Below are 13,934 nucleotides of genomic sequence, written 5' to 3'. Positions count from 1 at the left end.
TAAAAAAGATAAAACCTGACTCACCAACACTTGCAAGATTGCCGGATAGAACAGCTTCCTTGCCTCGATCAGCTGATGCGTCGGCATTTAAATAATGCTTATTTTGAACCGATCTTACTATATAACTGAAAAGCAAAATCGAAAAGTAAAAGGCGATCTAGCATTAATCTCTAGATCGCCTTTATTATGACTTCAAAATAATCGAACTACTAATAACCGAATGGCTTTATCGCCCTTGCTCTATCGCATCATCATTGTGGAATGACTAGTCGTGTACCCACCGGTACGCGCAACTGATTATCTGGCAAGTTATTCGCACGTTTTAAAGCACTTTCACTAATGCCATATTTCCTTGCAACATCTGCTAAACTCTCTCCACGCTGTGTCATATACTCTTTCGTTGTACTATTTGAAATCAGTTCTATCGGTGCAGATGGTTCAGGGAATTGCACACCAATGCTCATAGGAGGAGGTTCTGCAACTGAAGCTGTGACTGAGCGTTCTGTAACATTCGTCACTGCCCCTTGACTGCTCGATTCTAAGCGCAATTCTGGCATTTTGATCTCAGCTTGTGGTGTCACTTTCGGTGCCACTAACTTCGGCGTAGGTGCTTGTGGTTGTAAACGGGAATTATCTTGCTTTTGTACCACCGTTTTATAGACAAGCTCTGTTGCAGGTCGCTCTTTATAGTAATCTTTAATCCCTTGTAAAATATCCTCTGCTAAGCGAGTTTGATGTTTTTTACTACGCAAATTTTGCTCTTCTTTCGGATTGGAGATAAAGCCTGTTTCCACTAATACCGAAGGAATATCCGGCGCTTTTAACACCGCAAATCCCGCCCGTTCTACTTGCCGCTTATGAAGATTTGCGTGTTTACTCACATTTTTAAGAATATGTTTCCCTAATGCATTTGAAGATTCAATGGTCGCTTCTTGCGATAAATCCAATAACATCGAGGCAATCGCATTATCTTTATCGGAGATTTTAACGCCACCAATGAGATCCGACTGATTCTCTGCTTGCGCTAAAAGCCGCGCTGCCTCACTCGAGGCACCACTTGTTGAGAGAATATAGACGGAAGCACCATCAGCTTTAGAAGAACCGGCATCTGCGTGAATGGAGATAAACATATCCGCCTTATTACGACGCGCAATGAGAACCCGCTCCCGAAGCGGAATAAAAGTATCATTGTTACGGGTTAAAATTGCTTTCATATTAGGCTGTTGATTAATCTTGGTTTGCAAAATCTTGGCAATTTGCAAGACCACATCTTTCTCCCTTGTGCCTGCCTTACCGTGAGCGCCGGGGTCTTTCCCACCGTGCCCTGGATCAAGCACTATGAGAATATTCTTCTTCGGCACACTCTGCGCCACTTGAATCTCTTGAGGTTTTGTAACCACAGTTTGCCCTGATGCCGCAAAATCTTGCTGCACACTGCCGGCGCTTAAACCTACGGCAATTACTAATTCATAACCGGATTTCCCTCGAATTACCGCCGCACTCGCCGGCACAGAAGCATTATTCAAATCAACGACAATCCGTAGATCCGTTCCTTGCTGTGTTCCTAGACGAACTCCGGCAACAACACCTGATGAAATGGGTAATGCGGTCACTTTCCGTTGCAATTGCGCATTCGGAATATCAATGACTAAGCGATGCGGATTTTGTAGCCGGAAGCTATTGAATTTAATCTGTTGGCTCAAAGGAAATGTAATTAACATCTCACCATTACGCTGCTCCGCCTTTCCCGTCCCGACGATTGTTGCGGCAAAAGCACTCTGCCCGATCAACAATAGGATGATCATCATTATCCCCGAGAAAAAAGTAGCCCAAGTAGAGCGTTGACTATCTTGGAATCGTTGTCTCATCTATTGAACCTTTCTGTTTATTTGCCGTATCGATCATAATATAAATTCATAATGCGAATGATCTTAAATGTCATTTTGATGCATTACCGTATCATATTTTATATAAAAATTTATATGATATTAATGAATAGCGCATTTACAAACCGTAATGGTAAATGCCCAATTCAATCATTCAACTCAGTAACGCCTCACTCATTCTTCACTAACTCTTCAGCAATTGAATATCCAATATGATCGCCATTTCATAGAAATCTTGGCGGATGTTAAATCATTTTTATAAGGAATCAATTTGCGAATAAAGCTGCGCATCACTTTTTCAATGACTTTTAAATGACATTTAAAATTATTTCAAATTTTTCCGATAGCTCGCTCTCTCTTCTGTCTCTTGTAACGTATTAATCCAATCAACGTGATCTCTTAAAAATTGTTGTTGAGGGGATTTTTGGAAAAAGAGATTAAATTTGCGATAGAGCTCTTCTGCTTGTGCTTTTTTCCCCAAAGCATCTAAAATGACAATATAGTGGCTGATGATCTCTGGATCTTTATTTTTGTGATACGCCTTTTTAATATATTTCTCGGCGCGAGCTAAGTCCCCTAATTGATAGTAAGTCCACGCAAGGCTATCCTCAATAAAGTCTTGCCCTGGCATCATTAGGTTCGCTTTCGTAATCAGTGGTAAGGCTTCTACCGCATTTTTAGGATCGATCTCAACCAACGAGAAACCTAAGGCATTATAAGCAATCGGATCTTGGGGATTTTGACGCATCTCTTCCCGGAAGATCTCTACCATTTTGTCATAATTTTGATGCCCAAAAGCACTCATTGCTCGTAAAAATGCTAAGTTTGCAGAATTTTCTTCCGCCAATAACTCGCCATCCTCTGCTAACGCTTCATCAAGAAGATCATACTCTTCTGTACCTTGTAGCATTAACATCTTTTTCAAAGCTAACTCGGCTTCACTACTATTGCCTAACGCTTCCATCTCATCAAAATATTGATTAAAGAGTACATAATCTTTGGCTAATAAGGCCACTTTTGCTTTAATCGTATCAATCGCTTCAGCATATTCCGGCGTGGGATTATCAATCTCCGGCAATACTTGTAGTAAATTTTCACTATTGCCTAAAATTTCAGAAAAATAGAAGAGATTCAGCACTGCCCGCGTTAAGACTTCAGGCTGATCTAAACGCATATTGAGCATATTTTGAATATTGTCATAATTGCCCATCACATAAGCCATACCGATGAATTTTTCAAAAATCGCCGGCGCTTCATTAGTCAGAATCATCAAGCTCACTAACTGCTGATAGGCACGCTCATACTCAAAATTAGCAATTAAGGCATTCGCCAGCTCTAATCCTATCTCTGGATTTTGATACTTATTGTAAGCTTCTTCTAAAAGTGCCACCGCTTTTTCTGGCGCACCCTCATTCCAATAGATAAATGAGTAGAGTGTATAGATTTTGGGATTCGAAGGATCGATCTGTAATGCTCGCTCAAGATAGCTCTCGGCCTCATAAAATTTAGAGTTATCGATTAAAAATCCCGCTAAAAGGATCATCGGAAAAGTATCATACTCCTCCATTGCCGCAAGATCTTTAAAGATCAACAACTGCTCATCGAGCGGTAAACCAAATTCGTGGAATTTTTTGAGAATAGCAAAATAAGGCGATTGCATTAAGACACTCTCATCTGTGAGATAGAGCATCTCTACTAGATGATGATAAGTTCTCGCAGCATCATCATAAGCGCCCGTCAACACATAGGCTTCTGCTAATAAGTTGTAATTTGCAAGGTTCGTTGGGTCTTGGATAATTAATTTTTGAATAAGCGGCAAAGCTTCAATGATATTCCCCTCTGCTAAATCAAGCTGAATACGGCGATTAAGCACTTGTGAATCTTGTCCATTTTCTACGATAGATTCAGGGTTCATTTCCGCTTCATTCTGATTAGCGATAAGCTCTGAAGCAATGAAGTCATATTTATCAACATTTCCCTCTTCAGTATAAAAACGCAGAGGTTCCTCTTCAGCGCTATCATTGACCCAAATAGTACTATTCGGAGCGCCCTCAGCTTCTAACTGTAATGCGGAAGGTTTCTCAGCTGATTGGGCATTTTGAGAGGGGATTTCCATCATTGATTCAGTCTGAGCGAAAGCACTATAGTGAGATACAGCAACTAAAAAAAGAAATAAATTCAAAAACTTCTTCATACAACAATGACTCCTATGCCCATTTCACGGTCAAAATTCTTTATTATAATGCGCTGACTGCTAACAGCGTTGATGCTACGGCTATTCTCTCACATTTTAAATCATTTTCTTATAAATCATATTGTTATGATTTTCATCCTAGTAAAATACTCTCTAAAAAAGGCTCTCTAGAAAAATGATTTTGTAATGTCGCAATACGGCGACCGTAACCTAATATGCTCAGTATCTAGATACAGATGGTGACATACTTTATGTGAATACTTTATTGTACAACTTCCGAGTTCATTACTGAACCCTTACACCATAAATCATTGTCCCTAGAAATCTGATCAAGATTACACTCCCTAAAACTCTACTTTGATAGTATCAGTCGATCATTCTCTAATAAGTCGTTATTATGTAATCACTACTATGTAATACAATATTGAATATACAATACTGAATATACACTATAGTATCTTCAACCATTATTAAGATTGAGATATAGTCAAATCGGTTCAAAATAAGCTTATTCAAATGCCGGCGCATCAGCTACGAGAAGCGAGAAAACTGTTCTATCCGGCATTTTACAAGTATTATTTAGTACGATTTTATATTTTTTGAAACTCTATACTCACTACTCAAAATTTTTTTCTTAAACCCAATTGACGATAAAACTAACAATAAAGGGATTTATACAAATCAACGACGCGAATCAATCACAAACCGCTAATGGACTTAGCTAACGTATTATGGATTAATGAATATAATTTAGGAGATAATATGATGAAATCAAATAAAACTTTTGCTTTAATTCTCGCCGGTTGCGGTCATCTTGATGGTGCTGAAATTACAGAAGCGACAGCGCTCAATATTGCCCTTACTAAAGCGGGTTATCAGGTCCAATTTTATGCGCCCGATCGCTTACAACAAGATACACTCAATCATATTAATGGCGAGCCGATGGAACCAAACCGCAATATTCTAGTGGAAGCTGCGCGTATTGCTCGCGGTCAAATCAAACCGATCAATGAACTGAATCTTAATGACGTTTCAGGCATTGCAATGGCGGGCGGTTTTGGTGTCATTAAAAACTTCACTAACTTTCTAGAGAAAGGCGTTGATGCTACTTTAAAAAGCGATATTGAAGCGCAATTAATCGAAGCGTTAACACTCAAAAAACCTATTATTGCTATTTGCGCCGCACCTATGGCACTTGCGATTGCCCTTAAAACGAAAGGGATTGCAGATGCCTCGATCTCATTTGGTAAAACGACTAATGCCGGGGATTTTCTACCCGCATTAGAAGCGTGGAATATCACCCATATCGAAACAGCCTTAGATGAAGCGCATATCGATCAGAAGAATCATTTGATTACAAGTGGTGCCTATATGGAGGGTAATGCCACGCCTTATGAGATTTTCTTAGGTGCAACTGCCTGCGTTGAAGGATTAGAAAAGCTCTCCTAATTCAAGCGCTCCTAATTCTATTAATCGCTATCAAAATATTGTCATATTTTATGCTTTCATTTTTATAACGATATTCATAGCGATAGCATCACGCTAGTCACAAAGTGCTGATAGCATATATTGCATCGCCTTTTTAATGAAAACACTTATGTAAATACTTGTTTTTCACCCAAAACCTGCATAAGATTTATGCAGGTTTTCTTATTGATCAAAAATCAGGTAAACTGCCAAGAGTATTGCAGATTAGAACCCACAAGGTCACGCGGCAGAGATGGTCTACCCACCTACAATCCTATAACCGCACTGCTGACTCATACATTACGATCCTCATTTAACAGATAGTAAGCTATTTGCAATGCAAGATCGCTAGCGTCTACGGTACTGAATATGTAGCGCATTTTAATAATTTGATCGTCACTTATTTTAATCATCATCGGAGAAATTTTATCTATTATGGAGCCTCTTAAATTAGGATTAATTGGTCTTGGCACAGTCGCTACTGGTGTTGCTTCAGTTTTACACAAAAATCAACAAACAATTGTGCGCCGAATAAGACAAACTCCCATTATAGAACGGGTCTATGTTCGTTCTTTAGAACGTGAAAATCCCTACAATCTTAATCTCACCACGAATATTGATGAGATTATTAACCACTCTGATATTGATATTGTCATCGAATTAATCGGCGGTATTGAACCGGCACTCAGTTATATCAAAACAGCGCTTACCAATGGTAAATCCGTCATTACTGCCAATAAAGAACTGATCGCAAAATATGGCACTGAACTGTTAGCACTTGCCGAAGAGAATGGCGTTTTCTTGCGTTTTGAAGCCGCTGTTGCAGGGGGTATTCCAATTCTAAAAAGTCTCCGGGAAGGTTTAGCCGCAAATGAAATTGATACTGTAATGGGGATTATCAATGGTACGACTAACTACATCCTCACCGAAATGAGCAGTAAAGGAAGCGACTTTGCACTTTGTCTTAAAGAGGCTCAAGCACACGGTTACGCTGAAGCTGATCCCACCTTTGATATTGAAGGTATTGATGCGGCACACAAATTAACCATTCTTGCCTCAACAGCTTTTGGAATCCCACTGCAATTTGATGCCGTATATACCGAAGGCATTACACAAATTAGTGCGGAAGATATTACAATTGCTCGTACCGAAGGATTTGCCATTAAACATCTTGGGATTGCCAAAAAGAGTGAACAAGGCGTTGAACTACGCGTTCACCCTACTTTAGTGCCATTAACGCATCCTTTTGCTCAAGTTCACGGGGTGCTCAATGGTATTTTCATTCAAGGGAATGCGGTAGGTGAGCAATTTATGAGCGGTCGAGGGGCTGGCAGTGAAGCTACCGCTTCTGCCGTTATCGCAGATCTGATTGAAATTGCCCATAATCAAACAGCACAATATAGTGCGCCGGCATTAGGATTTGATTCCCATCAATTAATGGAAGCACCTATCATTCAATCAAGCCAATTTGAATCTCGTTACTATATTAACTGCCAATGTAGTGCTAAAACGGATCTTAAAGCACTATCTGAGCGACTTGCAGAGATGGCTTCAGAAACATTAAGAAGCGCTTTTAAAATTAAAATTTACGATGAAAATCATTCAGTTATCATATTAACTGCAAAAACTATTGAAGAAAATGTAGAAAAACTGATGAATAATGCTATGTTAAATGAAGGCGTTGTTAACACAAAATCGATTCGGATAGAGATGTTTTAATCTCATTATCGCGTCTTCAACGAGCGAAATGATGACCCTGACCTTGATGAGTCTTTTTACAAGTATACACACGATACTAAAAAAGCTAACAATTAGACTGCACAACTTTACCCAAGATCATCCATAATAGAATGTAATATTTTTTCTGGAGGATTAAGGCCTTGTGCAGTTTAAGTCCGCCTAGAATAATAATTTAAAATAATAACTCGATATTAAAAATGAGGAGATCCTGTGAAATTAAGCGGTGCAGAAATCGTCATTCACTCCTTAATTAAGGAGAACGTGGAATGTATTTTTGGGTACCCCGGTGGGGCCGTACTTCCTTTGTATGATGAAATTTATAAACAAGACAAAATTGAACATGTCCTAGTGCGCCACGAACAAGCTGCAACTCATGCTGCTGATGGCTATGCACGAACAACTGGCAAACCCGGCGTTGTCCTGGTCACATCAGGCCCAGGTCTTACCAATGCTGTCACCGGAATTGCAACTGCTTATATGGATTCTATCCCAATGATTGTCTTCTCAGGACAAGTCGCCACAAGCTTAATTGGGAATGATGCCTTCCAAGAAGTCGACACCGTCGGAATTACCCTTCCTTGTGTCAAACATAACTTCCTTGTCAAAGATGCTAAAGATCTAGCTGAGACAATCAAGAAAGCATTCTATATTGCAACAACAGGTCGCCCTGGCCCTGTTGTTATTGACCTGCCCAAAGATGTTACAGTTCAAGAAGCAGAATTTGATTATCCTGATACGATTACAATGCGTTCTTATAATCCCACGATTAAAGGCCATTCTAAACAGATCGCTAGAGCTTATGATCTAATTCTTCAGGCTAAACGCCCTATGGTTTATACCGGCGGTGGCGTGATTATTGGGGAAGCTCATGAGGAACTTCGTCAATTTGTCAAAGCGCTCAATCTACCGATTACCAGTACCTTAATGGGCTTAGGGGCTTACGAAGGGACTGATCAGCAGTTTCTAGGTATGCTCGGCATGCATGGAACTTATGAATCGAATATGGCGATGCATGAATGTGATGTATTAGTCGCTTTAGGTGCTCGCTTTGATGACCGAATTACTGGTACCTTAGAACAATTTTGTCCGGATGCGAAGATTATTCATGTGGATGTTGATCCCGCCTCTATCGCCAAGAATGTCCCTGTGACACTACCAATCGTAGGTCAATTAAAGCCTGTACTCCAAGAGCTCAATGCGATCCATGCCGAAAAACAAGGAAAATTGGATCAAGAAGCGCTTGAGAAATGGTGGAAACAGATTGATGAATGGCGCGCGATGAAATCACTCGCTTATGACAATAGCGACATCATTATCAAACCACAATTTGTCGTTGAAAAACTATTTGAAGTGACAGAAGGTCGCGCTATTGTAACGTCGGATGTAGGTCAACACCAAATGTGGGCGGCGCAATACTACCCCTTCGATGAACCGCGTCAATGGCTCAATTCAGGTGGTCTTGGCACAATGGGCTTTGGTTTACCCGCGGCCATGGGCGCTAAAATTGCTCGTCCTGATCGCGATGTGGCCTGTATTACAGGCGATGGTAGTATTCAGATGATGCTACAAGAGCTTTCAACGATGTTGCAATATTGCGCACCTGTTAAAATTATCAACCTTAATAATGGTTACCTCGGCATGGTACGTCAATGGCAAGAATTCTTCTTCCAAAAACGTTACTGCATGAGCTATTTTGACTCATTACCCGATTTCATTAAATTAGCGGAAGCTTATGGTCATAGCGGTATTCAAGTTCGCAAACCAAGCGATGTTGAACCTGCATTAAGAGAAGCTTTCAAACAGAAAGATAAAACCATCTTCCTCGATTTCATCACCGACCCAAGCGAGAACGTTTACCCAATGATTCCCGCAGGAAAAGGCCATCACGAAATGATCCTTGCCGGTCGCGATAAGATGGAAAACACTGTAAAAGACGGCTTAAGCCAAGTTTAAGGGAGAAAAACATGACATTTAATACTGAAACATCGCGTCATATTATTTCGATCTTAATGGAGAACGAAGCCGGCGCACTCTCAAAAGTAGTGAATCTCTTCTCGGCGAGAGGATACAACATTGAAAGTCTCTGTGTTGCCCCTACCGAAGATCCCTCACTCTCTCGATTAACACTAGTCACTATTGCCAATAATCATATGGTTGAACAGATCGTTAAACAGCTCAATAAGCTCATTGACGTTGTGAAACTCACGGATCTTTGCGATAGCGCCCATGTTGAGCGAGAAATGATGCTGATTAAAGTTCAAGCCGAAGGTCAGAATCGCTCTGAACTCTTTCGGATCAATGAGATGTTTAGAGGACGGATTATTGATGTAACACCGCACTCTTACACCATTGAAGTGACTGGCACTCAAGATAAACTCGATGCGTTTATTGTCGCGGTCACTGAACTTGGCATTATTGAGATTGTACGTTCAGGAGCATTAGGTTTAGTGAGAGGTGCCAAGGGACTTGTACTCTAATTTGCCCCTTAAAAGCATCACTCAATAATCTTGCAACTGACGAAAAAAACTACAGTGCATAGATTTACATACCAAATTGTTGTATACCAATAGAGGTACGCTTCAATTTTAATAACCCAATGAATAAGTGAATTAACTCTTTGATTTCAATCTATCATCAACCGAGCCAAACTTAAGGCCTGATGAGTACGAAAAAACGTTGTTACAAATATTAATTTTAGTAATAGATCATCATCAAGGAATCGTCATCAAAGAGTTATTATTCACTGATACAAACAAATATACTGATACACAACATCAGATACATAACATATTAAGTATAAGGACAAAGAAATGAACGTTTTTTATGATAAAGATACCGATATCTCCTTAATCAAAAATACCACTGTTGCCATCATTGGTTACGGTTCACAAGGTCATGCGCATGCACAAAACCTTAAAGATTCAGGTGTCAATGTCATCGTGGGTCTACGTAAAGGTGGCGCATCTTGGAACAAAGCCGTCAATGCTGGCCATAATGTAAAAGAGATTGCGGAAGCTACTAAAGAAGCAGATTTAGTCATGGTATTACTTCCTGATGAAAATCAACCTGCGATCTATCGTGATGCGATTGAGCCAAATCTTAAACAAGGTGCAACACTTGCTTTTGCTCATGGTTTTAACATTCACTATAACCAAATCGTGCCTCGTAAAGACCTTGATGTCATCATGGTAGCCCCCAAAGGTCCAGGTCACACTGTTCGCTCTGAATATGTGAAAGGTGGCGGTGTTCCATCATTAATCGCTGTTTACCAAGATCAGTCAGGTAAAGCGCGTGATATCGCCCTCTCTTATGCTTCTGCAAATGGTGGCGGTAAAGCAGGTATTATCGAAACTTCATTTAGAGAAGAGACAGAAACGGATCTTTTCGGCGAGCAAGCAGTACTTTGCGGTGGTGCAGTTGAACTTGTGAAAGCCGGTTTTGAGGTATTAACTGAAGCGGGTTATGCACCTGAAATGGCTTATTTTGAGTGCTTACACGAGTTAAAACTCATCGTTGACCTCATGTACGAAGGTGGTATCGCGAACATGAACTACTCTATCTCTAATAATGCTGAGTATGGTGAGTATGTTACAGGCCCTGAAGTGATTAATGCTTCAAGTAAAGAAGCGATGCGTAAAGCGCTTTATCGTATCCAATCAGGTGAATATGCCAAGATGTTTATCCAAGAAGGTGCAATTAACTATCCTTCAATGACAGCTCGTCGACGCTTAACTGCAGAACATCCCATTGAGAAAACAGGAGCTAAACTTCGTGCCATGATGCCATGGATCACTGAAAATAGCCTTGTTGATCAAACCAAAAACTAATGAATAAGGGAGCGCTACTTTAGCACTCTCTCAATAATCCTCTCTAAGAGGAAAAATTGAAATCATTAGACTGATCAAACAGTAAATGGATGCCTTAAGCGTAATCTCTTAAGGCATTTTTTTCGTATTATTTTTAGACTACTTCTACATTTCAATTCACACAAAAGAGTTGTAGCAACAAATATTTAAATTGTTTATCATTTAATAACATGCAAACTCATGATGCAAAAATAGGAAAAATTATGACACAGATTTGGACCCCTTCTAGTTGGAGAGATTTCCCAGCGGTACAATTACCCACTTACAAAGATCAAGCGTCTTTAAAATCAGTAGAAGAACGCCTTCGTAAAGCACCCCCTCTTGTATTTGCCGGTGAAGCCCGTTCCCTGAAAGCGCAATTAGCACAAGCGGTTAATGGACAAGCTTTCTTACTTCAAGGGGGCGATTGTGCTGAGAGCTTTGCTGATTTTAGTTCAGATAACATTCGGGATACATTCCGTGTATTACTACAGATGGCTGTAACACTCACTTTTGCAGCAAGTAGCCCTGTCATTAAAGTCGGTCGAATTGCTGGACAATTTGCTAAACCTCGCTCATCAGATAGTGAAACTATTGATGGCGTAACTCTCCCCAGCTATCGTGGTGATGTTATCAATGGCATTGAATTTACGGCTGAAGCACGCGAACCTGATCCTGAGCGCCTTTGGAGAGCTTATGCGCAATCTGGATTAACGCTTAACTTACTTCGTGCTTTCGCTAAAGGGGGGTATGCAGATCTTCATCGGGTTCAGCGCTGGACAATGAGTTTTGTTGACAACTCTCCTCAAGCTGAGCGCTATATTGACCTTGCAACTCGTATTCAAGATGCGCTTAAATTTATGCAAGCTTGCGGTGTTGATCCAAACAATGCGATTATCCGAGAAACAGAATACTTCACCTCTCATGAGATGCTACTTCTTCCTTATGAAGAAGCAATGACTCGTACAGACTCCACAACAGGCGATTGGTACAATACTTCGGCCCATATGCTCTGGATTGGGGAAAGAACGCGTCAATTAGATGGTGCTCACGTTCACTTTGCAAAAGGTATCTCTAATCCTATCGGCGTAAAAGTGAGCCAAAAGATGGAAGAAGATGAACTGATTCGCTTAATCGATGCGCTCAATCCTCATAATGAACCAGGTCGTTTAACGCTGATTACACGCATGGGGGCAGAAAATATCCTTGACCATTTACCACGCCTGCTTCGTGCGGTTAAACGAGAAGGTAAAAATGTAGTTTGGAGCTGTGACCCAATGCATGGTAATACGATTACAGAGAATCGTTATAAAACAAGACCTTTTGATCGCATTCTTGCTGAAGTCATTAACTTCTTTGACGCTCATAATGCAGAAGGGACTTATGCAGGTGGTGTTCACTTTGAAATGACCGGTACAGATGTTACAGAATGTTTAGGTGGCGGCCAGAACATTACCTCGAAAGACTTAGAAAATCGTTATCATACTCATTGTGATCCTAGATTAAATGCACAACAAAGCTTAGAATTAGCATTCCAAATCTCTTCAAAATTGAAAGAACATCGCGAAAAGATTCCAGCACGCGTATAATAGCGCGTAATTCTTTAGCTTACTATTGTGTGTAGATATGGTATTTTATAGAACATATCGATTTACTTAGGAGTATTGTGTTGAATACGAATTACCTCGATTTTGAGGCGCCCATTAATGAATTACAGACGAAAATTAACGAACTGAAAAACTGGGCGCAAGATACAGATATTGATGTTTCAGATAAAATTGAAGCATTAGAGAAGCAGCAAAATAGCAAACTTGAGCAAATTTTTTCCAAGCTTTCATCTTGGGAAGTGACGCAGTTAGCGCGCCATCCGCTTCGCCCTTACACATTGGATTACATCAATCTGATTTGTGATGATTTCCAAGAGTTACATGGAGATCGGGCTTATGCCGATGATGCTGCAATTGTGGGTGGATTAGGTCGTATTGATGGTCGTTCTGTGATGATTATCGGTCATCAAAAAGGGCGTGATACTAAAGAGAAGATCAAACGTAACTTTGGTATGCCCCGCCCTGAAGGATATCGTAAAGCACTTCGTCTAATGAAATTAGCAGAGCGCTTTAATATTCCGGTCGTCACTTTTATCGATACACCAGGCGCCTATCCTGGTATCGGTGCTGAAGAGCGTGGTCAAAGTGAAGCAATCGCCCGTAATCTGCTTGAAATGAGTAAATTACGCGTTCCAATCGTCTGTACGGTTACAGGTGAAGGTGGTTCTGGTGGCGCATTAGCCATTGCCGTAGGTGACCGAGTAATGATGTTGCAATATGCCATCTACTCAGTTATTTCACCGGAAGGTTGTGCTTCTATTCTCTGGAAAAGTGCTGAGAAAAATAAGGAAGCAGCTGAAGCGATGGGCGTTACAGCACCTAAAAATCAAGATGCTAAATTGATTGACGGTATTATCGAAGAGCCGAAAGGTGGCGCACATCGTAACTATAAAGAGATGAGCGATAATATTAAGAAAGAGATTAATGCAGCTCTCGATGAGCTCTCTGCCCTTTCAGTCGATGAACTTCTTGAGAAGCGTTATGAAAAAATTATGGCTTATGGTCAATTTAAAACCAAGTAAATAGTCCTATCTGAGCGGTGGTTCTTCACAAAAGACCATCGCTCATTTTTTTATCTAAAAATCGGTACGGTTTCATGCATTGACAAGTTTTATTCTAAGCTGTTAATTTAAACAATATCTCTGTAACCAATTGATAGATAGACCAATCAATTGACTGAAATAATTAATTGAAA

9 protein-coding genes are annotated in these 13,934 nt (G+C 40.3%); 7 read left to right on the top strand and 2 right to left on the bottom strand.

Annotated features, from left to right (window positions below; all coding sequences use genetic code 11):
• Positions 1-251: 251 nt before the first annotated feature.
• Together DC083_RS05940 and DC083_RS05935 are read right to left on the bottom strand one after the other, a co-directional pair.
• Complete coding sequence (locus DC083_RS05940; RefSeq protein WP_109189325.1) at positions 252-1,868, bottom strand: N-acetylmuramoyl-L-alanine amidase; 1,617 nt, start codon at positions 1,866-1,868, stop codon at positions 252-254.
• A gap of 343 nt (positions 1,869-2,211) precedes the next feature.
• Positions 2,212-4,080, bottom strand: coding sequence for a tetratricopeptide repeat protein (locus tag DC083_RS05935; protein WP_109189324.1), 1,869 nt, complete (start codon positions 4,078-4,080; stop codon positions 2,212-2,214).
• Positions 4,081-4,842: 762 nt separating this feature from the next.
• Between DC083_RS05935 and elbB the strand changes: the two genes are divergently transcribed.
• From elbB to accA, 7 genes are all read left to right on the top strand, one after another.
• Positions 4,843-5,529, top strand: a complete 687-nt coding sequence (elbB, locus tag DC083_RS05930) for an isoprenoid biosynthesis glyoxalase ElbB (RefSeq protein ID WP_229822379.1) — start codon at positions 4,843-4,845, stop codon at positions 5,527-5,529.
• 453 nt (positions 5,530-5,982) lie between these two features.
• Positions 5,983-7,266, top strand: a complete 1,284-nt coding sequence (locus DC083_RS05925) for a homoserine dehydrogenase (RefSeq protein WP_109189323.1) — start codon at positions 5,983-5,985, stop codon at positions 7,264-7,266.
• 231 nt (positions 7,267-7,497) lie between these two features.
• Positions 7,498-9,240, top strand: a complete 1,743-nt coding sequence (gene ilvB, locus DC083_RS05920) for a biosynthetic-type acetolactate synthase large subunit (protein WP_109189322.1) — start codon at positions 7,498-7,500, stop codon at positions 9,238-9,240.
• Between the two features lie 11 nt (positions 9,241-9,251).
• Positions 9,252-9,764 (top strand): acetolactate synthase small subunit, encoded by a 513-nt coding sequence (gene ilvN, locus DC083_RS05915; protein WP_026878326.1) that lies wholly within the window; start codon positions 9,252-9,254, stop codon positions 9,762-9,764.
• Between the two features lie 333 nt (positions 9,765-10,097).
• Positions 10,098-11,114 (top strand): ketol-acid reductoisomerase, encoded by a 1,017-nt coding sequence (gene ilvC / locus DC083_RS05910; protein ID WP_026878325.1) that lies wholly within the window; start codon positions 10,098-10,100, stop codon positions 11,112-11,114.
• 242 nt (positions 11,115-11,356) lie between these two features.
• Positions 11,357-12,721 (top strand): class II 3-deoxy-7-phosphoheptulonate synthase, encoded by a 1,365-nt coding sequence (locus DC083_RS05905; protein WP_109189321.1) that lies wholly within the window; start codon positions 11,357-11,359, stop codon positions 12,719-12,721.
• Between the two features lie 80 nt (positions 12,722-12,801).
• Complete coding sequence (gene accA, locus DC083_RS05900; protein WP_026878323.1) at positions 12,802-13,761, top strand: acetyl-CoA carboxylase carboxyl transferase subunit alpha; 960 nt, start codon at positions 12,802-12,804, stop codon at positions 13,759-13,761.
• The last annotated feature ends 173 nt before the right edge of the window (positions 13,762-13,934 follow it).

Origin of the sequence: Ignatzschineria ureiclastica, from assembly GCF_003121845.1 — a bacterium.
GTDB lineage: Bacteria > Pseudomonadota > Gammaproteobacteria > Cardiobacteriales > Wohlfahrtiimonadaceae > Ignatzschineria > Ignatzschineria ureiclastica.
Note: the sequence above shows the minus strand (reverse complement) of the source record. Positions and strands in the feature narration are given on the sequence as shown.